Genomic DNA, 23,869 nt, shown 5'->3' on the forward strand with positions numbered 1-23,869 from the left:
CTATTTGGAGATTCGCAGAATGGCCGACGCCAGCTTCGAGAAACACGGCGTCAGGTCGGCATCGGTGGCCGCGTAACAGTACATGCCCACAGGCTGCGCCGGCTTGTAGCAGCGCGACGGGCCTTCGGGCACGTTGGCCATGCATTTCAGGAAGGCTTCGTTGTTTTCGCCGTTGTAACCACTGCTGTCTTTCAGCGAAGCCCCCAGCCCCAGCGTGAAAACAAAGATTTTTTCCTCGCGCGCCTTGGCTGCCACGGCCTCCGCCAGGTTATAGGCTGCCGCATTGATATTCTTTTTGAGCATGTCCGTGCTGCCGATGTCGTCCGTCACGGTGCGCGGCCCGCCTCCGGCAAGGCGAAACTCGCGTTTCGCCAGTTCATTACCTGGATTGTGCGCGTTGTACCAGGCCGAAAGTGTTTTCGCCGGATTGTTCCTGAGCTTGCAGTAATAGTCGCTGATTTCACTGTTGGTCTCGGTCAGGCTCCACAGGCCACTACCGGTACTCTGGATGCTGCCCGCCTTGGTGCAAAGCCCAGGGTTGGCGTGCGCCTGGTAGGTTCCCAGGCCGGTCGGTTGGCCGTCCGAAAAGAACACGATCACGCGCATCGCCGAGCGCTTTGCCAGCGGTATCAGATTGAGCTGCTCGCGCGCATTCCACAGGCCTTCCACCGACGAAGTACCGCCTTCGAAGTCGTAGCTTCCGATGGCGGACACCATCGCCGCGCGGTTGAAACCGCGGGTATCCGTGGAGATCGCGCGGTCGATGCTCGCGCCAGCGGCAAAGCTGATCAGGCCCACGCGGTCTTGTGTCACGTTGAACTTGTTCAGGAAACTGATGGCGGACTTCTGCACCGTGGGTGCCGAGCCATCGACTGCCAGCGATCCCGACCTGTCCACCACCAGGGCCATGTCCAGGTCGCGACGGATCGTCTGCGCGGTGGCCACCGGGTTCATCGACGTGAACCCCAGCAATTGCATCAGCGACACCGGCATCGGCGCCTTGGCGGCGATGTCGATGGTGACCGTGCCGGCGCTGAAGGTCACGGTCTTTTCCGTGATCGTCGGCTTCGACGACAGGTAGCCCTGGGGGATATTGGCGGCAAAGAACTGGTCCGCCGCGGTTTGCGCACTGGCGCGCTGCGCTTCCTGCGTGTTCCCGTCCGTGACGGCGCGGGCCGCGGCCAATGCGGCCGAGTCCACTGCCGCGTTGAGCCGGGCCTTGACCATGTAGGCCAGCCCGCTGTCGACGACCAGGCCGGCCACGGCCAGAAGGACCAGCAATGCCACGGCGACCATGATGGTGACAGCGCCGCGCTGCCGTTGAAGGATGGGCGTCATCAGAAAATCGTCATCGAGTAAAGGTCGGGCCCGAACACGGGCAGGTTGAAGCTGCCGGTCAGCAGCATGTCGAACTTGTAGAACGTCTCGACCACGTACACCACCTCGCCGTCGTCGAGCTTGCCCTGCATGATGGCCGACGACGGGCGGTTCTTGCTGGTGATGTCGGCGCACAGGGCAACCAGCCAGGCATTGCAGCCATACACCCTGCTCGCCGGCGCATACTTGCTGATGTCGTAGCCGAGCTTGCGCGCAGTGTCGTTCCAGCGGTACTGGTCGAGTATGACATTGCCCGTGGCCGTGCCCATCACGCGCGTGATGTACACCATGCCCCGCTTGTTCACGTCCAGCGGCGGCGCGCTGGCCATCAGCGCGTAGATGATGTCCTGGCTGCCGGTCTCCAGCGACGTGTTGCCGCGCGCGACAAGGTTGGCCCCTTCGCGGCTCAGGTTGACCATGATGACGTTGGCCTGCAGCGCACGGCCGCCGTCGACCATGACGAACAGCAGGAACAGCAGCAGCGGCAACAGCATGGCGAATTCCACGGCGGCCAGGCCGTGCTGCCGGATGCGGGGCGTCACTGGAATGCCTCGTTGCGCATCGTCGCCGCCACGGCGAACCGGTATTTGCCATCGGTGAAGAAGGCAGAGATCAGCGGCGTCGCCACGGTCCACGAGCAATCGAGCCGCAGCACGACGATGTCGCCGGCGCTGCCGAACATGCCGCTGCCGTAGTCGGCCTCCTCGTATGCCTTGCCGTTGACGGAAATTTTGGGCGTCACCTTGGCGTACATGCCGGTCGAGCTGTCGCGGATCTTCTGGATGATGGCGGCGTAGCGCTGCTGGTCGGCCGTGTTCGGATCCAGGTTCTTCTGCCCCGTGACCGCATAGCGGGCGCCTTCGCGCACCGCGTACTGCATCGTCAGCGTCGCGAAGAACATCGTGCCGAACTCGACAAGTGCGAGCAGCATCAGCAGGAAGACCGGCATGACGATCGCCATTTCAACGACTGTGGCGCCAGATTGACGGCTTTTGGTATTCATTATGAAAGTTTGACGAAATCGGAGCGCAAAATGCGGTAAGCTTGCGATTCTACATGGCAATATTCTTTGCGGCAGAGTTTTAAAACCACGGTTCCCTGCCGCTGTCGGGCCCGCACAACGAAGAGTTAACTTCTGGGCATGCTTGGAGACTTGTCGCGGATTTCCGCCGCTGGCGCGCACGCCGCCAGCCCCCTGCCGGCGAAGGCCGGCATCACGCCGGACGCCGAAGCCTGGATGGTGTTCGGCATGCGCATGCTGCTGGCCGTTTCGGCGCTGCTCACGCTGTACATCGGACGCGGCGACCTGATTGCCGAAGGGCGCTGGACCTGGCTGGTGTTTTTCGCCTACGCGGTGCACAGCCTGGTCCTGCTGGCCGTCGCACGCATCCGCGCGGGCTTCTGGCACGGCCCCGCCATCTACTGGGCCGATATCGGCTGGTATGGCCTGATGGTGTTTTCCACCGGCGGCGCAGCCAGCCCGTTCTTCTCGTTCTTCTTCTTTGCGATCCTGGCCGCCTCGTTCCGGCGCGGCTTCGACGACGGCGCCCGCCTCACGCTCGGCGCGGCAGTGGTGGTCACGGTATCGGTGCTGGGCGTGCAGGGGCTGGTGTCGCTGCAACTGCTGCTGCTGCGCGCCACGTTCGTGCTGGCGCTGGGCTACATGATCGCCTGGTGGGGCGGCCTGGCCGTGGACCAGCGGCGGCGGCTGGCGCTGCTGCGCGATGTCAGCCGCCTGTCCAATCCGCGCTTCGGCGTGCAGCACACGCTCGACTCGCTGATGGACAAGATCCTGCGCTTCTACGGCGGCACCACCTGCGTGCTGCTGATGCAGGATGCCGGCGGCAGCTGGATGCTGAACACGGTGCATCACCCCTCCTCCGCCCGTCCGATCGGCAGGAACCGGATGCGCGAGGACGCCGTGCAACCGCTGCTGGCACTGGAAGAAGGCGCCACCATCCTGTACCGCGGCCTCGGCCGGGCGCTGTTCCCGGCGCGGGCCGCGCGTTTCGCTGCCCGCGAAGGCGTCTGGAACGACATCGATCCGGGCGTCTGCGAGGGAATCGCCGACCTGCTCGACACCGGCTCGTTCATCAGCGCCGCGCTGCCGCTGCGCAAGGGCGCCGGCCGCATCTTCGTCACGTCGGAACAAAGGCTGCGCCGTGCCGATGCCACATTCCTGAGCCATATCGTGCAGCAGGCGTTTCCCGTCATCGAAACCATCGACCTGCTGGACCGGCTGGCATCCGAAGCGGCGTTCCGCGAGCGCCAGACCATCGCGCGCGACTTGCACGACAACACGATCCAGCCCTACATCGGCTTGCGCCACGCCGTGGCGGCGATCCGCAACGGGGCCGGCGACGGCAATGCCGTGACGCCGGAGCTCGACCGCCTGCTCGACATGTGCACCGAGGTGATCGGCGACATGCGCCAGTTCGCGCACCGCTTCCGCAACGGCCGCCAGGAAGAACCGGAACTGCTGATCGCATTGCGCCGCCATGCCGGCAAGGTGCGCTCGTTCTTCGACGTGGACGTCACCCTCGAAGCGCGGCATGCGCCCGTCATCAGCGACCGCATGGCCGCCGAAGTGTTCCAGGTGGTGAGCGAAGGCCTCAGCAACATCTGCAAGCACACCCACGCGCGCAGCGCCCACGTGCGCATGGGCCTCGACGACGGCCAGCTGGCGATCGACATCGCCAATCCGGTCGACGGCGGCGCGCCCTGCGCGGCCTTCCTGCCGCTGTCGATCGCCGAACGCGTGGCGGCACTGGGCGGGCAGCTGGCCGTGGAACCGTCGGCGTACCAGACGCTGCTGCGCGTGCGCCTGCCGCTTTGAACGCCCTGCATTTCCCCATGCCGATATTCCCCATACCGATACGACACCCGGAGGAACCATGACCATCCGCATCATGCTGGTCGACGACCACAAGACCATGCTGTGGGGCCTGGAACGGCTGATCCAGGCCGAGGCGCCGGCGTTCGCGCTGGTCGCCAGCGCCAGCGACGCGCCCGAAGCGACCGCGCTGTGCGCGCTGCATGCGCCCGATATCGTGCTGCTGGACCTGGACCTGAAGGGCAGCAGTTCGCTCGATATCCTGCCCGCGCTGCTGGCCAACGGCACGACACGGGTGGTGATCCTTTCCGCCAACCGCGACCACGCCACGCTGGCCAGCGCCGTCAAGCTGGGCGCGCGCGGCGTGGTGAGCAAGGAATCGCCCACCGAGGACGTGCTGGCCGCGGTGCGCAAGGTGCACGGCGGCGAACTGTGGCTCGACCAGCCGCTGATGCAGGCCCTCCTCGGGCAGCTGGTGGCGCCGGCACCGAAGGCGAACCCGGAAGCGCAGCGCATCGCCTCGCTGACGGCGCGCGAACGCGAGGTGATCGGCATGATCGTGCAGGGCAACGGCGCACTGAACAAGGAACTGGCCGAACGCGCCTTCATCTCCGAGCGCACGCTGCGCAACCACCTGACGGCCATCTACCAGAAGCTCGACGTGGCCAACCGCCTCGAACTGTACATGTATGCCACGCGCCACGGCCTGGACTGAACCGGCATGGGCGCTCGCGCGTGGGACATATGTCCTACGCCGGGCCGGCTCAACGTACCAGGCAAAAGGGGAGGTTTGACGGATGCGCGGTGCCGGGCGGCTGCGTACGATGCTGTTCATGCGCTGCGCAACGATTCACGCGGCGCGACGGCAACCGAACTGGAGCGGACGTGTACGACAAGGAAGAAATCCCGGAACAGCAGTACGAACGCACGGGCAATCCCATCATGTCGCATGTCGTGCTGACGGTTCTCGTTGCGGTCGTCGGCTTCATCGCGGTCCTGGCCGCATGGACTGGCGCATGAGCACCGACCAACCTCACTACAAAGGACACACCATGCAATTCATCAAGAACTTCATCAAGGAAGAAGACGGCGTCACGGCAATCGAATACGCGCTGATCGCCGCAGTGCTGGCCGGCGTGATTTCCGCCGCGTTCACCAGCGTCGGCACCGGCCTGGCAGCGGCCTTTACCAAGATCATCAACAAGATCGGCGCCTGATCACCTGACCATCGGCCCGCCCGCTTGGCGCGGCCCCAGTCCGGAACGGGTTCGCCCGTTCCGGATTTTTATTTTGCAACCGGGCGTTCATTGACAATGCTGCCATCCCAGCTCCCCCTCCTGCTGCTGCTCGCGCTGCTCGGCCTGGCCGTGTGGCACGACCTGCGCGCGCGCCGCATTCCCAATGCCGTCGTGTTCCCCGGCGCGTTGCTGGGGCTGGCGCTGCACGCGGTGCTGCCGGCGGGCGCCGGGCTGTTCGGCACGCCGATGGGCAGCCTGGGGCTCGCTTCCGCGCTGGGCGGCCTGGCCCTGGGCCTGGCCTTCCTGATGCCGATGTACGCGCTGCGCCTGATGGGCGCCGGCGACGTGAAGCTGCTGGCGATGGTGGGCGCCTTCGTCGGCGCCGGCAATATCCTCGCCGTCACCGTCGCCACGCTGCTGGCCGGCGGCGTGCTCGCAGTGGCGGTGGCGGCACGACAGGGCATCGTGAAACGGGTGCTGAGCAATACCTGGCAAACGGTGCTGCATGCGGGCCTGAGCGGGCTGGCCGGCGGTATCGCCCTGCCCGCCGCCGCCAGCGGGCGCCTGCCGTATGCCGTGGCGATCGCCGGCGGCACGCTGGCGTGCGTGCTGTGGCTGCGCGTGCACGGGGAGCTGCCGCTGTGAGCGAAGCGATGCCAGGGCCGGCCGACGCTCGCGCGCCGCGCACCGTCGAAGATACCGGCCTGTCCTTCCTGTTCCTGGCTGAACTGGTGGCGAAGGTGCTGCACCAGCGCGGCCAGCTGCGCCTGCCTGAACTGGCATCGCACCTGAAGCTCAACGTCGGCGTGATCGATCCGCTGATCGTGTTCCTGCGCGCCGAAAAGCTGTGCGAAGTGGTGCGCGTGGGCAACAGCGGCACCGATGCCGATCTTTCCTACCTGCTGACGGAAGCGGGTCGCCAGCGCGCCGCGGCGGCGCTGGGCCGCAACGCCTATGCCGGCCCGGCGCCCGTGACCCTGGCCGCCTACACCGCGCAGGTGCAGGCGCAAAGCGTGGCCGGCGTGCACGTCACGCGCGCGCGCATGGCAACGATATTCGACGGCATCGTGGTCAACCCGCGCGTGCTGGCGCAGCTGGGCTCGGCGATGAATTCCGGCCGCGCGCTGTTCCTGCACGGCCTGGCCGGCAGCGGCAAGACCTACCTGGCCGAGCGCCTGCGCAACCTGTTGACCGGCACCATCGCCGTGCCCCACGCGGTGATGGTGGACGGCGAAGTGATTCCGTTCTTCGACAGCGTGCAGCACCAGCAGGAAGGCGGCACGGCAGGGAGCACAGTCAGCAGCACGATCAGCAGCACAACGCCGGGCGCTACCAGCGGCAGCATGGCGTTCGCCAGCGCCGGCTTCGACCGCGGCAGCGCGCCGGACATGCGCTGGGTGCGCGGCGTGCGCCGCCCCGCCGCGCTGGCCGGCGGCGAACTGACGCTGGACATGCTCGACCTGCGCTTCGATCCGAATACCCGCCTCTACCAGGCCCCCCCGCACCTGAAATCGAACAACGGCATCTTCATCATCGACGACCTGGGCCGCCAGCGCTGCTCGCCGGAAGCACTGATGAACCGCTGGATCGTGCCGATGGACCGCAACGTCGATTACCTGACGCTGCATACCGGCCACACGTTCCAGGTGCCGTTCGACGTGATCGTGGTGTTTTCCTCGAACTTCGTGCCGCACCGGCTGTCCGACGGCGCCTTCCTGCGCCGGCTGGGCTACAAGATCGAGGTGCCGCCGGCATCCGAAGCCGAGTACGAACGGCTGTTCCGCCAGGCCTGCGCGCAGGCCGGCGTGGCGTTCGACGCCGGCGTTTTCGCCTATCTGCTGGCCTGTCACCGCGAGCGCGGCATGCCGCTGCTGGCATGCCACCCGCGCGACCTGGTGCGGCAGCTGCGCGACCTGGCCCGCTACGAGGACCGCGTCCCCGAACTGACCCGCCAGACACTGGACTGGGCCTGGGACAACTATTTTGCCGCCGACAGCCAGCAGGGCTGCGCGCCGGAGCTGGACCGCCGCGACCGCGGCACGAATGTGAACGGATTGGAGAACGATTGATGAGAAATTCCAGATCATTGCTGATCATCGGCGTGGCGCTGTTCCTGGCGCTGGCCGCGGTGCTGGTCGCCGCCAAGTGGATGGGCGAACAGGGCACAGCCGGCACCCGCGTGGCGGTGGCGGCCGCCGACATCGGCCAGGGCAGCCGCCTTGCCGCCGCCAGCGTGCAGCTGGTGGACTGGCCGTCCGGCTCGATCCCGCCGGGCGCCATCACTGACCCCAAGCTGCTCGTCGACCGCGTGACGCGCGCCGATATCGGCCGCGGCGAACCCTTGCTGGAATCGAAGCTGGCGCCACCGGGCACCACCGGCGGCCTGTCCGCCGTGGTGGCAGCCGGCAAGCGCGCCATGACCGTGCGCGTGAACGACGTGGTCGGCGTGGCCGGCTTCGCGCTGCCGGGCAACTATGTCGACATCCTCGTCAACATGCAGGGCATGGCGGGCGATGCCGGCAGGACCGAGGGCTCGATCTCGAAGATCGTGCTGGAGCGCATCCTGGTGCTGGCCGTGGCGCAGGAATCGAACCGCGACGACACCAAGCCGCGCGTGGTCAACGCCGTGACGCTGGAACTGGCGCCGGAACAGGTGGAAAAGCTCGACCTGGCGCGCAGCATCGGTTCGCTGTCGCTGGTGCTGCGCAACCAGGTGGACCCGCAGCCGGCCAATACCGGCGGCGCCACGCGCGAATCCGTGCTGGGCCTGCCGCCGGCGAAACCGGCGGCGCCCCCCGTGCGCGAAGCCGCTCCTGCTCCGGCGCCCGTGCGCGCCGCCGCTCCCGCTCCTGCACGCCGGACCGAAGGCGTGCTCGTGATCCGCGGCCTCGACGCCGCCCCGCAAGCCACCAACTGAAGGCCATCATGAAGCATCTTCCCCATAACACCCTGCTGGCCGCCGCCCTCGCCCTGGCGACGGGCGCCAGCCTGGCCGCCGCACCGGACTGCTTCGACCTGCGCGGCCATGCCGACGGCACGCAGCGCCTGGACCTGGTGCGCGGCAAATCGGTGCTGAAGCGTTTCTGCACGCCGGCCTCGCAGGTCACCGTCGGCGCGCCGGACATCGCCAACGTGGTCGTGCCCAACGCCAGCGAAGTCGTCATCGTGGCGCGCAGCGTGGGCACCACGAACCTGATCGTCTCCACCCGCGAAGGCCGCTCGACGGTGTTCGACATCGCCGTGGCCATCGACACCTCGCCGCTGCGCGTGCAGTTCGACAAGCTGTTCCCGGCCGAGAAGGATATCCAGATCGGCAGCACCGGCAACACGCTGATCCTGTCCGGCATGGTGAGCGACTCGGCGATGGCGAGCCAGCTGATCGCGCTCGCGACGGCGTTCCAGGAAAGCGCGATGGCATCGGCCGGCGCTTCCACCGCCGCGGGCTCGCCGCCCGCCAGCGGCGTGGGCGCGAGCGCGGGCGCGGCACTGGCCAGCGCCGCGGCACCGGCCACTGGCAGCCCGAAAGTACTGAACATGCTGCAGGTGGCGGCACCGCAGCAGGTACTGCTGGAGGTGAAGATCGCCGAGGTATCGAAATCGCTGGTCGACCAGCTGGGCGCCAGCCTGGGATATTCGAAGACCAACGGCAGCTGGACCTACGGCATCCTGTCGAGCCTGCTATCCGAGACGAGCAGCACGCTGGGCGCCGTCAAGAGCGCCGGCACCAAGCTCATGGTCGACGGCCAGAAGCGCGACGGCCTGGTGAAGATCCTGGCCGAGCCGACCGTGATGGCGATCAGCGGCCAGGAAGCCAGCTTCCTGGCCGGCGGCAAGATCTTCATCCCGGTGGCGCAGAGTTCCGCGACCGGCACGAACACGATCACGCTGGAAGAGAAGGAATACGGCGTGGCCGTGAAATTCATGCCGACCGTGCTGGCGGGCGGGCGCATCAACCTGCGCGTGGCGCCGGAAGTGTCGGAACTGAACCGCGAAGGCATCGGCATCACCAGTTCCACGTCGACCGCCACGGCGATCCTGCCGTCGTTCACGACGCGGCGCGCCAGCACCACGGTGCAGCTGCAGGATGGCGAGAGCTTCGCCATCGGCGGCCTGATCCGCAATAACGTGACCAGCGACATCAAGCGGTTCCCGTTCCTGGGCGACGTGCCCGTGCTCGGCACGCTGTTCCGCAGCAGCGAATTCCAGAACGACCGCACCGAGCTGGTGTTCATCGTGACGCCGCACCTGGCCAAGCCGCTGCCGGCCGCCCCGCGCCTGCCGACCGACGAATACGTGCAGCCGACCCGCGCCCAATTCCTGATCGGCGGCCAGCACGAAGGCAAGGCCCCGGCCGCAACATCGAAGGAGCAGCCATGATCCCTACCCGCACCACCGCCGTCGTACTGGCGGTTCTTGCCGCAACCGTTTCCACGACCGGCTGCGCCGGCCAGGAGCGCTCGGGCACCGGCACCAGCGTGCGCGCCATCATGGCCAGCCAGATGCTGCCGCCGCAACCGCGGGCCCAGGCCGGCACGGAGGCCGCCACGGCGGTGGCCGGCTATGCCAACTACCAGCGCTCGTACGTGACGCCGACGCCGCAGGCCGACAGCGCCATGATCGGCTCCGGCATCAGCGGCAAATAAGCAGATAGGGAAAAACCATGAAAATCGCAGTCCTGTCGCGCGACGAGCGCCACCTGATCGAAGTGGCGCGCCAGCTGCGCGCCCGCCCCGGCGCCGACGAGGTGGACATGATCGCCGGCACGCCGGCGCGCCTGACCACGCTGGCCGACGACGCCGTGCCGGACGTGCTGGTGGTGGACCAGCCGCGCGCGGACGAAGGCGAGCTCGACCAGCTCGAGCGGCTCGGCCACCTGTTCCCGCGCATGTCCTTCATCGTGCTGACGGGCGACCTGTCGCAGGAATTCCTGCTGCGCGCCATGCGCGCCGGCGTGCGCGAGGTGTTGCCGGCCAACCCGGCGGCCGCCGCGCTGGCGCAGGCGCTCGACCGCGTCGCCGAAAAGCTCGGCACGCAGGGCGGCGCCAACGGCAAGGTACTGGCCTTCATCTCCTGCAAGGGCGGCAGCGGCTCGACCTTCCTGGCCACCAACCTGGCCTATGCGCTGTCGGCCGGCGGCAACAAGCGCGTGGCGCTGATCGACATGAACCTGCAGTTCGGCGACGCTTCGCTGTTCGTTTCCGACATCAAGCCGCTGGCCACGCTGTCCGACGTGGCCTCGCAGATCCACCGCCTCGATCCGTCGTTCCTGGCCTCGAGCATGGTCAGCGTGACGCCGAACTACAGCGTGCTGGCCGCGCCGTCCGACCCGGCGCACGCCAGCGACGTGAAGCCCGAGCATATCGACGCCATCGTCAAGCTGGCGCGCCGCCAGTACGACTTCATCGTGCTCGACGTGGGCCGCAGCCTCGACCCGGTGAGCATCCGCGCGCTCGACCACGCCGACACGATCTACCCCGTGCTGCAGATGACGCTGCCCTACATCCGCGACGGCAAGCGCCTGTTGAACGTGTTCCGCAACCTGGACTACGGCAAGGACAAGGTCGAGCTGATCGTCAACCGGCATGACAGAAACAGCGATATCCAGTTGAAGGATCTCGAGGAAGCGTTCGACACGCCGATCCTGCGCACAATGCCGAACCACTACGACGCCGCGGCGAAATCCGTCAACCAGGGCGTGCCGGTCACGCGCCTGGCGCCGGACAGCCCGCTCTCGATCGCGCTCGAAGACATGGCGCGCGACCTGACCGGCGCCGCCGCACCCCGGCAGGCCGCCGGCCTGATGTCGCGCCTGTTCGGCCGCCGCGCCGCCTGACCGGCGCATTGTCCAAAGTACTGACCAGGATCCTGACGGAACACCACGATGAACATGCCCTCCACTTCCCTGCGCGAACGCCTCGGCAACGGCACGCCGCGACCCACCGCCCAGCGCGGCGCCATCGACAACCGCGCCTATCACCAGCTCAAGAGCCGCATCCACGAAGCCCTGCTGGACCGGATCGACCTGGAAAGCATGCAGCGGCTGACGCAGGACCAGATCCGCCAGGAACTGCGCCTGCTGGTTGAGCGGCTGCTCGAGGAAGAAATGGTGGTGATCAACGATGCCGAGCGCAAGACGCTGACGCGCGACATCCAGAACGAGATGCTGGGCTTCGGCCCGCTCGAGCCGCTGCTGGAAGATCCCACCGTGTCCGACATCCTCGTCAACACGCACAAGCAGGTCTACGTGGAACGGCGCGGCCGCCTGGAACTGACCGACGTGACGTTCACCGACGATGCGCACCTGATGAAGATCATCGACAAGATCGTCTCGCGCGTGGGCCGCCGCATCGATGAATCGAGCCCGATGGTCGACGCCCGCCTGCCGGACGGCTCGCGCGTGAACGCCATCATCCCGCCGCTGGCGATCGACGGTCCGGTGATGTCGATCCGGCGCTTCTCGGCCGACCCGCTGCGCCTGGCCGACCTGGTGGCCTACGGCAGCATGACGGCCGACATGGCCGAGGTGCTGCAGGGGCTGGGCAAGGCCAAGATGAACATCCTGATCTCGGGCGGCACCGGCAGCGGCAAGACCACGATGCTGAACGTGATCTCCGGCTTCATCAACCAGACCGAGCGCATCGTGACGGTGGAAGACGCCGCCGAGTTGCAATTGCAGCAGCCGCACGTGGTGCGCCTGGAAACGCGCCCGCCGAACATCGAGGACAAGGGCGAGGTCACGCAGCGCGCGCTGGTGCGCAATGCGCTGCGGATGCGCCCCGACCGCATCATCCTGGGCGAGGTGCGCGGCGCCGAGGCGCTGGACATGCTGGGCGCGATGAACACGGGCCACGAAGGCTCGATGGCGACGATCCACGCCAACACGCCGCGCGACGCGCTCACGCGGCTGGAAAACATGGTGAGCATGGCCGCCGCCACGCTGCCGCCGAAGGCGATGCGCCAGCAGATCAGCTCCGCGGTCGGCGTGGTGGTACAGGTGTCGCGCCTGACGGACGGCAAGCGCAAGGTGCTGTCGATTTCCGAGGTGACCGGCATGGAAGGCGACGTGATCACGATGCAGGAAGTGTTTTCGTACAAGCAGACCGGCGTGGCCGACGACGGCACGGTGATCGGCCACTTCTCCGCCAGCGGCGTGCGGCCCCGGTTCGCCGAGCGGCTGCGCACGTTCGGCGTGACGCTGTCGCCCCACGTGTTCGAGCCGCGCATGGAGCCGGCCCGATGAACGCCACGTTCGCGCTGTTCGTCGTGCTGCTGTTCTCGGCCGTGATGCTGCTGGTATGGGGCGTCTGGACCGGCTGGGCGGCGCACCGCAACCCCGAGGCGGAGCGCGTGTCGCGCCGGCTGCGCGGCATCATCGGCGGCGAGGCGCGCCAGTCGGACGTGACCATCGTCAAGGAGCGCCGGCTCAGCGACAGCGCCGATCTCGATACGCTGCTGCGCCGCCTGCCCGGCACGCGCCGGCTGGACCGCATGCTGGTGCAGGCCGGCGTGCAGTTCCTGGTGGCGCGGCTGCTGGCCTTCTGCGCCGCCGGCGGCATGGCGGGCTTGCTGCTGGCGGCGTTGCTCGGCTTGCCGGGCCCGGCCTTGCCGGTGGCCGCCGCAGCGCTCGCCAGCCTGCCGCTGCTGTACCTGGCGCGCGCCCGGGACCGACGGCTGGCCCGCTTCGAGCACCAGTTGCCGGAAGCGCTGGACATGATGAGCCGCGCGATGCGCGCCGGCCATGCCTTTCCGACCGCGCTGAAGCTGGCGGGCGACGAGTCGGCCGCCCCGCTGGGCACGGAATTCAGGGCCGCGTTCGACGAAGTCAATTTCGGCATCGGCATGGGCGATGCCCTGAACAACCTGGCGCAGCGCGTGCCCAGCATGGACCTGCAGTACTTCGTGGTGGCCGTGCTGATCCAGCGCGAAACGGGCGGCAACCTGACCGAGCTGCTGGCATCGATCAGCGCCATCATCCGCGACCGCCACCGGCTGCTGGGCCAGGTGCGCGTGCTGTCCGCCGAGGGCCGGCTGTCGGCCTGGATCCTGTGCCTGCTGCCGTTCGGCGCCGGCGCGATGATGTACGCGGTCAATCCCGCGTCGATGAGCGTGCTGGCGACGGATCCCGCGGGCCGCCAGATGGTGGGCATGGCGGCGCTGATGATGGTGATCGGCGTGCTGGCCATGCGCAAGATCATCCGCATCCGGATTTGAAACGATGAACAATCAACAGATACTGATCCTGGCCGCCGTGTTCGTGCTGATCTTCGGCGCCGCAGCGCTGGCGATGGTGGTGCTCACCAGCGACCCGATGAAGCACCGCCTGTCGGCGCTCGACGAACGCGAGGCCATTGCCCGCGAGCCCGCGCGCGACTGGCTGCGGCGCCTGTCGCAACTTGCCGCGCCGCTGGCGAAACTGTCGGTGCCCGCCGAAGGGTGGGAAAACTCGCCGGTACGGCTGCGCTTCATCAACGCCGGCTGGCGCGGCGCGTCCACGCCCGGCCTGTTCCACGCCTGCAAGACGGCGCTGACGGCCGGCCTGCCGCTGGCCACCTGGCTGCTGCTGGGAGACGATCCCCAGCGTGCCGGCAGCACCACCTTCCTGAGCCTGGCGGTTGCCGCGGCATGCGGCTACTACGCGCCGGATATCCTGCTCAAGCGCCGGATCGCCCACCGCCAGCGGGAGATCTTCGAAACCTTCCCCGATGCGCTGGACCTGATGACGGTGTGCGTGGAAGCCGGCCTGGCGATGGATGCCGCGCTGGCCCGCGTGGGCGCGGAAATCGGCCTGAAAAGCCCCGTGCTGGCCGAGGAGCTGCAACTGGTGACGCTGGAACTGCGCGCCGGCAACGCCAAGGACAAGGCGCTGCGCAACCTGGCGCTGCGCACCGGCGTGGAAGACGTGGACGCGCTGGCCAAGATGCTGATCCAGGCCGACCGTTTCGGCACCAGCGTGGGGGTAGCGCTGCGGATCCAGTCGGAGCAGCTGCGCACGCGGCGGCGCCAGCTCGTCGAAGAGCGCGCGGCGAAGATCGGCACGAAACTGCTGTTCCCGCTGATCTTCTTCATCTTTCCCGCGCTGCTGGTGGTGTTGCTGGGACCGTCGATATTGCAGATCCAGAAGGCGCTGGCGCAGATGGCGGCATGAACGGGGCGGGGGCTGGGGTGCCCCGCCCTCAGTCCTGGAGAAGACGCCTCTTGCGTTCGCCGAGCGATGGATGCGTATCGAATACGCCGACACCCGCCGGCTCCGTATCGGTAAACAACGACAGCGCATCGATCATTGCCGCCCTGGAGGTCAACGCGGCGCCCGCCGCGTCAGCTGCGAATTCCCGCTCGCGGCTGTATGCATGGAAGCCCCATTCCAGCAGCCAGTTCAAGACCAGATAGCCGGCGACGATCAGCAGCGGCCACTTGGCGATCCTTGCCAGCACCTCGAACCAGCCGAGCAGCTGTCCGGCGATCGCGGACATTCCCTGCACGAAACCGGTTACGGCAGCCAGGACCATGGTAAGAGCCAGCACCCATGGCCATATCATGCGGAACATATCGCGGATTGCGCCAGACAAGAGCCATGGGTAGAAACGCACGGCCTCGTTGAAAGCCAGGATGAAGACCTTGTTGCGGGAGTCGCCGTTCCTGAGATGCGCAATTTCATGGGCAGCGATCGCGAGCAGCTGGCGTTGGCTCGCCGATGCGATCAGCGTGCTCGAGAAGGCAATGAGCGCCCTGCCCCGACGGACCGATGAAATGGCGAATGCATTGGCATCCTCCGCCGGGTACTGTCCAATCCGCACATCGCCATCGGTCTCCTTCAGCAATCCGTTCACCCGGCTTGCCACTGCCTCGTTCGCTGTCACGTTGTACTTCTTCCACACCATCTCGATCGGGTCATGGAAGAAGCGGATCGCGACCAATAATGGAAGCCCGGCCACTACCAGGAATGGCCCGGCTATTTCCAGCACATCACGATGCACGAATCCATGCTGGCCGAGGCCCATCGCCAGCATGGAAAGCAGGAGCGCGGACAGCGAGCACCCCAACAGGTATTTCGCCATGCGTGGATACCATTGATGCAGTTCCTTCGCCATCACCAGTCCCCTCGAACGCTATCGGTTGCCTTCTATAAAAAGACTGCCAATCCCGCCGAAGTACCAATCCGCGCACTCCGCCGCAAGGCGAGTATAGCGTGCCGGTGAATCGCGAATATCCTTCACAAACTACCGAACAGACAGTCGGGCAGGCGCCGGGCGCGCCGGCCGTTACGCCGAAAGCCGCCCGCCGGTTCTTACCGCCCTGGCGCTCCCGCGCAGGCGGAAGCTGCCGACGGCCTGCGACAGGCCGGCCGCCTGTTCGCGCAGGCTTTCGGCCGCCGCCGCGGCCTGTTCGACCAGCGCCGCGTTCTGCTGGGTGATCGAATCCATCATGCTGACGGCGCGGTTGACTTCGCCGATGCCGGTGCTCTGCTCGGCACTGGCGCTGGTGATGCCGGCCATGATGCCTTCGAGCTGGCGCACCGCCTGGACCACCTGGTTCATCGTCTTGCCCGCCTCGTCGGCCATGCGCGCGCCCTGCTCCACCGTGCCGGCCGAATCGCCGATCAGTTCCTTGATTTCACGCGCCGCCGCCGCGCTGCGCTGCGCCAGGTTGCGCACCTCGGATGCCACCACGGCAAAGCCGCGCCCCTGTTCGCCGGCGCGCGCCGCTTCCACGGCGGCATTGAGCGCCAGGATATTGGTCTGGAAAGCGATGCCGTCGATCACGCTGGTGATGTTGCCGATGCGGGTCGAGCTTTCGCGGATCGCGCCCATGGTGCCGACCACCTTCGCCACCACGTCGCCGCCCTGCGCGGCGATCGACGAGGCGTTCGCCGCCAGCCGGTTCGCCTCGCCCGCGTCGCTGGCATTGCGCTGCACGGTCTGGGTCAGCGTTTCCATCGTGCTGGCGGTCTGCTGCAGGGAACTGGCCTGCGATTCGGTGCGCTCCGACAGGTCGGCATTGCCGCGCGCGATCTCGCCGGTGGCCACCGCCATCTCGTCGGTGCTCGTATGGATCTTGCCGATCATGCCGGCCAGGTTGCCGTTGATGGTGGCGATGGCGCGCATCAGGATGCCCACCTCGTCGTCGCGGCCCGCCCCGAACTCTTCGGTCAGGTCGCCCTGCGCGATCCTGGCGGCGGACGCGGTGGCGCTGGCGAGGTTGCGCCGGATATACCGGTACACCAGCAGCAGGCACAGCACGGTGCCGCCCACGGACATTGCCAGCAGCGCCACCGCCAGCGCGAAGGCGGCGCGCGTCTCCCCTTCGGCCCGTGCCACCGATGCCGCCGTGCGGGCATCGAGCATGGCGAGGAATTCGTTCAGCGGCTGCATGATGCGGGCCTTGTTTCGGTGGTACGCGGCGTCGTGCATGATGCGGCGCGCCATCTCCGGGTCCGGCGCATCCTTGCGGGTGAAATTGCCGTTGCCGTCGTCGAACAGGCCCTTGACGGCGTTCATCGCGATCACTTCGGTCTTCACCAGGCCATCGGAATTGGCCTGCGCCTCCTTCAGCTTGGCGAATTCCCCTTCGGTGAAGCCGGCCTGCTTCATCAGCTCCTGCAACGCGACCGACCGGCCCGACGATGGCGGCACGGGCAGGCCGCCGGCCACGAAGTCCCAGTAGATGCGTCCGTAGTTTTCCGGCCGCGGCTTGGCGCCGTTGCGGATATCGAGGATATCCATGTACTGCCGTTCATACGTCGCTTCGCCGGAGACCACGTAGGTGCGGGCCAGCCGCGTCAGGTCGTCGGAACTTTGCCGCAGTTCGTCGGCCAGCAGGTACGACTGGTAACGCCCCTGGCTGGCCGCCGTGGCGGCGGCCTGCTTGTCCGATACGCGCAGCAGCGCCCACAGGGTGAGCGCCGCCAGCAGCAGCGCGAGGAGGAACGTGGCAATAAAGGCTTGCTTGATAGACAGATGACGCATGACAGGCTCGCTGAAGCTGATGGTACGTGATACCCATCGTCAACGGTAACGTCATCGATGAAAGCATGTCCAGCGAATGCTGGCGAAGCGTGCCATTGCGATATGGGATTGTCGGATGTGGTGTACACAGTTGGCAAGGCGGCATGGACTGTCAGGCAATAGTGCGGCACTATCACTTATACGCCGCAGTCCTCCGTTATTAGCCGATATAGGATGCGTAATGAAAGTCTTCCTCAGTTACAGCAAGGGCGACAAGCGGGTCGTCGATGACATCGCGGCTACGCTGCAATCGTTCGGTCACGACGTCGAAGACTCGGGATTGAACCGTGAACCACGCGACAAGCCATTGCTGGAAGCTGTTGATTCGGCTGATGCGGTCATTCCCGTCATCAGCGAGCATGCATTCCGTTCAAAGCGCGTGCAAAATGAATTTTCCGTCATCGCGCTTGCCCGTGCCACGGGGAAGCGCGATCAGGCGATCGTGCCGATCGTTCTGGACAAGTCACCTATCCCGAATTACTTCACAGAGTGGCAGGCGATCGATTTTTCGTCGAGCGTCGAGCAGTCGTTGAAGCGCCTGAAAGACGCCTTGACGCCGGATGGATCGGAAGATGCCGGAAATGTCACAACGGCATCGGCGGAAGTTGCTACCAAGGCCGATGAGCACAGCAAACAGGTCGAGACTTTGCGTCGCGCCTTGCGCGCGGGCGCGTTGACCTTGATGTGCGGCGCCGGTACGTCCGTTGCTGCCGGCATACCGGTCTGGAACGCACTGCTGCTGAAGCTACTGGGCTCGATGATGCAGCGCCTGTCGAAGGATCATGCGATCGCTCTGACGGAACACGCGGCACAGGAGTTCCTGTCGCGCACCGATGCTTCGGCGCTAATCCTGGGCAAATACCTGAAAACCAACCTCGGCGGGGATTTCACGTCGGAAGTAAGAGACGTCCTGTATTCCACCAGCCCGGCAGGTTCACCGCTCATTGACAGCATCGTCGAACTTGCCCGCCCCCAGCGCGACAGTCGTGCGCTGGACTCGATCATCACCTTCAATTTCGATGCATTATTCGAAGAAAATCTGACACGCAATAATATCAACAACAAGTCGATTTTTTCCGAGGCGATCAAGCATGAATCGTGCGAGCTGCCGATTTATCATGTCCACGGTTTCCTCCCACGCAAAGGGCCGGTCGATACAGCGGGCCTTGTATTCAGCGAAGACGCATATCATAGTCAGTTCATCGACCCGTTCAGCTGGTCGAATCTTATCCAGCTCAACAAACTGACACAGAACACCTGCCTGTTCGTCGGCATCAGCCTCACGGACCCGAACATGCGTCGTCTGCTGGATGTCGCCTGGCGCAAGAACGCCGAAAAAACGCTGCCGCATTTCATCATCAAGCTGGCTCCAAGGCAGCATTCCGCACTCGACCAACGCATCCTTCGCATCCTCGAGGAACAGGATGCCAACGGGCTGGGCCTGAACGTCATCTGGATCAATGACTACACGGAGATCCCGGGCTTGCTGCTCCAGATTGCCGCCCGTACGGGCATTGCCGCCTAGTGTGGTGAATCATAAATTCGTTGATTAATAAATTTGACGAAATCGTCTCAAGACAAGGCGGAAATGTACGGTAAGGCCGGGGCCTTTCCGTGCATTTTCAACGCAGTATTGGGGCGATTCTCGTCGGATTTATTCAACGAATTTGTGATTCGGCACACTAGTGCCTCTGCGATTTGTATGTACACGATGCGTGCGTAGAAGGCCAGCGCGTTGCCCGTTGTTAGGCCGATCATCGCCAGTACCGGAACCGGACGCCGTGTCCATGCTGCTGGCGGGGCTGGCCGTGGTGGTCGCTGCCGCGCGGCGGCGCGGCCGCCGGTATCGGCCCGCCCTGCCCGGCTGATTCAGGCTGCCAGGCATTCCCGGTACACCGCGAGATACGACGCCGCGGCCTTTTCCCACGTGAAGCGCAGCGCATGCGCGCGCGCCCGCCGGGCCCCGTCCTCGCCGGCGAAGCGTGCCAGCCCGGCGCCAAGCACTTCGCCCATGTGGTCCGGGTCGAAGTTGTCGAAGTAGCAGGCCGCATCGCCGCCCACCTCCGGCAGGCTGGTGAAGCGCGACAGGAACACCGGGCGGCCGTGGTGCATCGCCTCGATCGCCGGCAGGCCGAAGCCTTCGGCGAGCGAGGGAAACAGGAACGCCTCGCAGTGCGCGTAATACCAGTCCCGGTCGGCCTGGCTGACCGGGCCGGTCACCGCGACCTGGCCGGAGACGCCATGGCGCGCCGCCTCGTCCAGGATTTTTTGCCGGTAGTCCTCCTTGATCACGCCGGCGATGACCAGCGTGTAGTCGGTCTTGCGCAGCAACGGCACCAGCACATGGAAGTTCTTCTTCGGGCAGACCATCCCGACCGTGAACAGGAATGGGCCCGGCGGCACGAAGCGCGGCTGGTGACCGGCGGGCGCATGACCCGCATCGACCCCGTTGTAGATGACCGACACCTTGTCGCCGGCTTCCGGAAAGTGGCGCAGGATGTCCGCCTTGACGAATTCCGAAATCGCCACCACGCGGTCGACGCCGGCGATCCGCCTGGCCATCCTGCGCAGGTACTTCGCGAGCTTCCGGCTGCCCGCCGGCTGTTCATGCACCTGGTTCAGGTCGTGCACCGTCATCACCTTCGCGGCGCGCACCCGCTCCGGGCCGAAGCGGCAATACTGGTCGGCGAAGTGGACTACGTCGAAACGGGCGTTGCGCGGGAAGTACCAGCGGTGATGCTTGCGGTGGCGCACATAGGATGCCTGCCCGCCCAGGAAACCGTCCTGCGCCGGATAGACGTAGGCGCTCAGGTCGAAACTGCCCTGCCCCTGCTTTACCAGTTGCTGCCCAAGGCTCCTGCCGAAGGTATGCAGACCGGTGTTTGCATGGCGCATCGAGTCGAGGGTGATCAGCAGCCCCGGTGTCATCGGCGCACTTCCATGATGCCGCTGCCGGCGTTGCCGGCCGCCGCGCGGCCGCGCCAGGCGAATACCGCCTCCGCGACCTGGCCGGCGCTGATCGCCTGCATGCAGGCGCAATCCTGCGCACCGGTGCAGCTGTCGCACGCCCGTTCGGCGCTCAGCGAAGCGGCATTCGTGCCGAGCGCCCCCCAGCGCGTGATGTCGATCGGCTGGATCGGCGGGAACAGGCCAAGCGTGTTGCGTCCCAGCGCGGCCGAAATGTGCAGCGGCCCGGTGCCGCTCGCGATCAGCCCGTCCGCCGTGCCGATCATCGATACGAGCCCGCGCAGGTCGCAGCGGCCGCACAGGTTGCGCACGTTCGGGCTGGCCAGCAGTGCCGCGCCATCGCGGGCGAGCAGTTCGCCCTCGGCACGGCTGCCGGTGAGCCAGATCGCGATGCCGGGATCGGCGCGCAGCATCGCGGCGAGTTCCGCATAGCGCTCCAGCGGCCATTCGCGGCCATTGCCGTTGGACTTTGGATGCAGGATCAGGTTGAAGGGCGCGGCGCCGAACAGGTCATCGGTTTCGGGCAGGCGCGGCGCATGCAAGCCGTACAAGGGGCTGATTTCCGCCAGGCTCGGCACATGATCGATCCCGAGCGGCTTCAACAATGCGAAGTTGAGCTGGGCTTCGTGCAGGCGCGAGCGCACCCGGCTGAAGTGTGCCAGGCGATTGCAGGTGAACCAGTGGTACACGCGGTGGCTGCTGCCCACGCGGTTGGGAACGTTGGCGCGCCGCGCCGCGCGGCTCAGGGCACGATCCGGGAACGCAAAGATGACGGTGTCGTAATTCTCGTCCTTCAGCAACTGGTCGAAGTCCAGCGTTTCCACCGCAAGCGCCCGGTCGATGAAGCGGCAGCAGGCAACCACCGGCGCGGCATAGCCGCGGCACAGCATGTCGATCTTCACGCCGGGAATCAACTGCTTGAGATACCCTGCCAGCGGCAGAGTCAGCACGACGTCGCCTATATTATCGGTGCGACAAATGAGAATACGTGACAGGGCGGGAGGCATTACCGGAATTTTGAAATATCTTTTTGGCGTTCGTTAAAATGGCGGGGCACCCATGCGAACGGTTCGGGCCTGGTTCGGGCTGATAAAGCGTTCCGTACCTGGGCCGGAAAGCGGTGGTTAATATATCGCTTTTGAGATGTATTCGCCACAAATACTCAAAGGCAATAACAATTCGTGGCCTTCGCGGCGTGGGCATGACCACGATGCCGGGCATTCTCCCGTGGACAACGCTGGCCGGCGCCCGGCTCCGGCCACCACGCAGGCGATAGCGGATACCCTGGCCCGCGGCGGAATCGGCGGCTGCCATCGCGTTGCCCGTCGTTTCGTACCGTTTCGTATCGTTTCGTGCAGTGTCGTTTCGCGCCATCCAGTGCTGTTTCGTTTCGTTCCGTGACTATATACGCAAAGCCGGCGCGCCTGTCGCAGACCAGGCCGTCATTTTACCCGGCCTTACCGCCTTTTACGCCGGGCCGCGGACGAAAAGATTCTGCCACACATATATGACGCGGCCATTTCGCCTGCAGCGTTCCGGCGCCATTCGCCAGGCGGCTGGCTCCGCGGATTGCACGGCCGGTCACCGCTCACCCTCCGCGACCGGCGTGCCGGCGGGACTCGCGTCGGTGGCGGCCATCGCGGCGAGCGCCGCCACGACATCGTCGCGGTGCTGGGGCTTGCCGAACATCCAGCCTTGCGCCAGCTGGACACCGCGCTCGCGCAGGTAGTCGGCCTGGGCCAACGTCTCGATGCCTTCGGCAACCATCGCCAGCTCCATCGCGGTCGCCATCGCGATGATATGGCCGACCACCTGGTTGGTCGGGGCGCAGGTGCCGATCGCCTCGATGAACGAGCGGTCGATCTTCAGGAAATCGACCCGCAACGACTCCAGGTACGAAAGCCCGGCATAACCGGTGCCGAAATCGTCGATGGCGACGCCGATACCGCGCTCGCGCAGCGCGCCGATGACCGGTTGCGCCGCCCCGAGGTCGAGGGTGCCCCGCTCGGTGATCTCGACGATCAGGTTGGCGGCCTTGACGCTGCCGCGCGCGAACATCGCGTCGAACAGGCCGACGATCGCGTCGGAATGGAGGTCGCTCGGCGAGAGGTTCAGCGCCACATGGAATGCCGGGCGTATCGCCAGGAAGTGCCGCATGTCCTGCTCCACCAGCTGCAGTACCCGTTCGGTCAACCGGGCGATGGTACCCGTCTGCTCGGCGATCGGGATGAACAGGTCGGGGCCGATCAGTTCCCCGGTGGCCCGCCGCCACCGCAGCAGCGCCTCGACCCCGACCCAGCAGCCAGATCGCAGGTCCACGACAGGCTGGTACAGCAGGAAGAACTCGTCATGGCGCAAGGCTGCGCGCAGCGCGGCGGCCAGCGACGCCTGGCGCCGCACCAGCAGCAGCATCGCGGCCGCCATGCCTGCGCCGGCGACCACGCCGGCGGGAACCAGCCGCAACGCGATCGCATCGCGCCGCGCCCGCACATCGGCAAGCGGCAGGGCCGCCACGCCCGCGGTCGGGGTGCTCGCCGAGCGCACCATGGCAACGAGGTACGGCCCGTCGGCGAACGTGGCTTGTTCCCGGCTGCCCAGGCGCGCCACCCAGGCCCGGTCGATAAAACCCCTTGCCATCGTGATCGGCTCGTCCGGACGGCGCTCGACATGCAGCACGGCCAGCGACATGCCGGCGCCGGCACTGCCGCCATCGAGCGGCAGGTCGCTGTGGAACAGCACGGCAAAGCCGTCGCGTTCGATCGCCATCAATGGACTGGTGCTTCTATCGTCGAAGGGGATGCGCGAGTAGATCAGCAGCCCGTTCGATGCCCGGAGCGTGTGGGTACCCAGCGAAAAGGCGCCGGCACCCAGGGAAGAGCACCGCATTACGCCGTCGCGCACGTGGCCGATCGCCTTGATGTAGGTCGAGGTCAGGATGACGCGGCGCATCTGTCCCTGCGCCGCGGCGGAACAGGGTTCGCCGTTGAAACGGGCCAGCTGGCGCATGCCGGCCAGCGACTGCTGCACCAGTTCGTCCGACCTGCGCAGCATCGCCCGCGCGTAGCCCAGGGCCGATCCGGCCTGTTCCAGCCAGGCCTGGCGCTGCGCTTCCCGCCACGCCAGCCATGGCGGTGCCAGCAACGCGACCACCGCGGCGAGCAGCGCGCATGCGAACATGAACCGTCTGGTCATCCTGTCCCGATATCGAATGTTGTTGGCACGTCCCTTGCGACTGAATACGCAGTATAAGACCGCAGCGTTTGCCGGGCCGCGCGGGACCGGCGCCACGGGTGCGGCCGCCGGCAGCGATGACGGCGCAATGCGTGATTCCCGTACTGCAGGACAATGCGGCCGTCGGCAGATTGCCGGAGGAAACTTTCACAAGCCCGGGTAACGGCGCCACATTTCATTCGGACAGGCACGGTTTTTAACAGGGACGCGATCCGGCAGGC

At 66.3% G+C, this 23,869-nt stretch carries 23 protein-coding genes; 15 read left to right on the forward strand and 8 right to left on the reverse strand.

Annotation, left to right across the window (positions count from 1 at the left end; translation table 11 throughout):
- From GJV26_RS02945 to GJV26_RS02955, 3 genes are read right to left on the reverse strand one after another with little or no spacing between them, the layout of a single operon-like run.
- On the reverse strand, positions 1-1,338 hold the full coding sequence (locus tag GJV26_RS02945; RefSeq protein ID WP_155707500.1) for a VWA domain-containing protein: 1,338 nt from the start codon (positions 1,336-1,338) through the stop codon (positions 1-3).
- Positions 1,338-1,919 carry a TadE/TadG family type IV pilus assembly protein gene (locus tag GJV26_RS02950; protein WP_155707502.1) on the reverse strand — a complete coding sequence of 194 codons (582 nt, stop codon included), beginning with the start codon at positions 1,917-1,919 and terminating at the stop codon, positions 1,338-1,340. The genes GJV26_RS02945 and GJV26_RS02950 overlap by 1 nt, the downstream gene beginning before the upstream one ends.
- Positions 1,916-2,380, reverse strand: coding sequence for a TadE/TadG family type IV pilus assembly protein (locus GJV26_RS02955; protein ID WP_155707504.1), 465 nt, complete (start codon positions 2,378-2,380; stop codon positions 1,916-1,918). Before GJV26_RS02955 ends, GJV26_RS02950 begins: the two co-directional genes overlap by 4 nt.
- Before the next feature lie 150 nt (positions 2,381-2,530).
- Here GJV26_RS02955 and GJV26_RS02960 point away from each other — a divergent pair, with 150 nt between their 5' ends.
- The 13 genes from GJV26_RS02960 (at position 2,531) to GJV26_RS03015 (ending at position 14,593) form a co-directional block, all read left to right on the forward strand.
- Positions 2,531-4,213 (forward strand): sensor histidine kinase, encoded by a 1,683-nt coding sequence (locus GJV26_RS02960; protein WP_155707506.1) that lies wholly within the window; start codon positions 2,531-2,533, stop codon positions 4,211-4,213.
- A gap of 58 nt (positions 4,214-4,271) precedes the next feature.
- A complete protein-coding gene (locus GJV26_RS02965; protein ID WP_155707508.1) occupies positions 4,272-4,925 on the forward strand; it encodes a response regulator in 654 nt (217 codons plus the stop codon).
- A 170-nt stretch (positions 4,926-5,095) separates the two neighbouring features.
- Positions 5,096-5,230 (forward strand): hypothetical protein, encoded by a 135-nt coding sequence (locus GJV26_RS30425; protein ID WP_260114794.1) that lies wholly within the window; start codon positions 5,096-5,098, stop codon positions 5,228-5,230.
- A gap of 32 nt (positions 5,231-5,262) precedes the next feature.
- On the forward strand, positions 5,263-5,427 hold the full coding sequence (locus GJV26_RS02970) for a Flp family type IVb pilin (protein WP_155707510.1): 165 nt from the start codon (positions 5,263-5,265) through the stop codon (positions 5,425-5,427).
- Between the two features lie 96 nt (positions 5,428-5,523).
- Entirely contained in the window at positions 5,524-6,093 is a 570-nt protein-coding gene (locus GJV26_RS02975; RefSeq protein WP_155707512.1) for an A24 family peptidase, read from the forward strand.
- Entirely contained in the window at positions 6,090-7,517 is a 1,428-nt protein-coding gene (locus GJV26_RS02980) for a DUF8689 domain-containing protein (protein WP_229427943.1), read from the forward strand. The genes GJV26_RS02975 and GJV26_RS02980 overlap by 4 nt, the downstream gene beginning before the upstream one ends.
- Positions 7,517-8,365: a Flp pilus assembly protein CpaB gene (gene cpaB / locus GJV26_RS02985; protein ID WP_155707514.1), complete on the forward strand. Its 849-nt coding sequence runs from the start codon at positions 7,517-7,519 to the stop codon at positions 8,363-8,365. The genes GJV26_RS02980 and cpaB overlap by 1 nt, the downstream gene beginning before the upstream one ends.
- 8 nt (positions 8,366-8,373) lie before the next feature.
- Positions 8,374-9,825, forward strand: a complete 1,452-nt coding sequence (locus GJV26_RS02990) for a type II and III secretion system protein family protein (protein ID WP_155707516.1) — start codon at positions 8,374-8,376, stop codon at positions 9,823-9,825.
- Positions 9,822-10,091 (forward strand): hypothetical protein, encoded by a 270-nt coding sequence (locus tag GJV26_RS02995; RefSeq protein WP_155707518.1) that lies wholly within the window; start codon positions 9,822-9,824, stop codon positions 10,089-10,091. The genes GJV26_RS02990 and GJV26_RS02995 overlap by 4 nt, the downstream gene beginning before the upstream one ends.
- A gap of 17 nt (positions 10,092-10,108) precedes the next feature.
- Complete coding sequence (locus tag GJV26_RS03000) at positions 10,109-11,281, forward strand: CpaE/TadZ family protein (RefSeq protein ID WP_155707521.1); 1,173 nt, start codon at positions 10,109-10,111, stop codon at positions 11,279-11,281.
- Between the two features lie 48 nt (positions 11,282-11,329).
- Positions 11,330-12,688: a TadA family conjugal transfer-associated ATPase gene (locus tag GJV26_RS03005; RefSeq protein ID WP_155707524.1), complete on the forward strand. Its 1,359-nt coding sequence runs from the start codon at positions 11,330-11,332 to the stop codon at positions 12,686-12,688.
- Positions 12,685-13,659, forward strand: coding sequence for a type II secretion system F family protein (locus GJV26_RS03010; RefSeq protein WP_155707526.1), 975 nt, complete (start codon positions 12,685-12,687; stop codon positions 13,657-13,659). Before GJV26_RS03005 ends, GJV26_RS03010 begins: the two co-directional genes overlap by 4 nt.
- A 4-nt stretch (positions 13,660-13,663) precedes the next feature.
- Positions 13,664-14,593, forward strand: coding sequence for a type II secretion system F family protein (locus GJV26_RS03015; protein WP_155707528.1), 930 nt, complete (start codon positions 13,664-13,666; stop codon positions 14,591-14,593).
- 28 nt (positions 14,594-14,621) lie between these two features.
- Here GJV26_RS03015 and GJV26_RS03020 read toward each other — a convergent pair whose 3' ends face one another.
- Both GJV26_RS03020 and GJV26_RS03025 read right to left on the reverse strand, forming a co-directional pair.
- Entirely contained in the window at positions 14,622-15,536 is a 915-nt protein-coding gene (locus GJV26_RS03020; protein ID WP_155707530.1) for a M48 family metalloprotease, read from the reverse strand.
- A 171-nt stretch (positions 15,537-15,707) separates the two neighbouring features.
- Positions 15,708-17,411 carry a methyl-accepting chemotaxis protein gene (locus GJV26_RS03025; protein ID WP_155707531.1) on the reverse strand — a complete coding sequence of 568 codons (1,704 nt, stop codon included), beginning with the start codon at positions 17,409-17,411 and terminating at the stop codon, positions 15,708-15,710.
- Between the two features lie 220 nt (positions 17,412-17,631).
- Here GJV26_RS03025 and GJV26_RS03030 point away from each other — a divergent pair, with 220 nt between their 5' ends.
- Together GJV26_RS03030 and GJV26_RS30655 are read left to right on the forward strand one after the other, a co-directional pair.
- Positions 17,632-18,975: an SIR2 family protein gene (locus GJV26_RS03030; protein WP_155707533.1), complete on the forward strand. Its 1,344-nt coding sequence runs from the start codon at positions 17,632-17,634 to the stop codon at positions 18,973-18,975.
- Positions 18,976-19,165: 190 nt separating this feature from the next.
- Positions 19,166-19,318: a PEP-CTERM sorting domain-containing protein gene (locus tag GJV26_RS30655; RefSeq protein ID WP_371866440.1), complete on the forward strand. Its 153-nt coding sequence runs from the start codon at positions 19,166-19,168 to the stop codon at positions 19,316-19,318.
- Position 19,319: 1 nt separating this feature from the next.
- On the opposite strand, the gene GJV26_RS03040 is transcribed toward GJV26_RS30655, so the two are convergent.
- From GJV26_RS03040 to GJV26_RS03050, 3 genes are all read right to left on the reverse strand, one after another.
- Entirely contained in the window at positions 19,320-20,378 is a 1,059-nt protein-coding gene (locus GJV26_RS03040; protein WP_155707535.1) for a glycosyltransferase family 4 protein, read from the reverse strand.
- Positions 20,375-21,367, reverse strand: coding sequence for a glycosyltransferase family 9 protein (locus GJV26_RS03045; protein ID WP_229427942.1), 993 nt, complete (start codon positions 21,365-21,367; stop codon positions 20,375-20,377). Before GJV26_RS03045 ends, GJV26_RS03040 begins: the two co-directional genes overlap by 4 nt.
- Before the next feature lie 631 nt (positions 21,368-21,998).
- A complete protein-coding gene (locus GJV26_RS03050; RefSeq protein ID WP_155707537.1) occupies positions 21,999-23,609 on the reverse strand; it encodes an EAL domain-containing protein in 1,611 nt (536 codons plus the stop codon).
- Between the last annotated feature and the right edge of the window lie 260 nt (positions 23,610-23,869).

The sequence above is a fragment of the Pseudoduganella dura genome (assembly GCF_009727155.1).
In the GTDB taxonomy this organism is placed as follows: Bacteria; Pseudomonadota; Gammaproteobacteria; order Burkholderiales; family Burkholderiaceae_D; genus Rugamonas; species Rugamonas dura.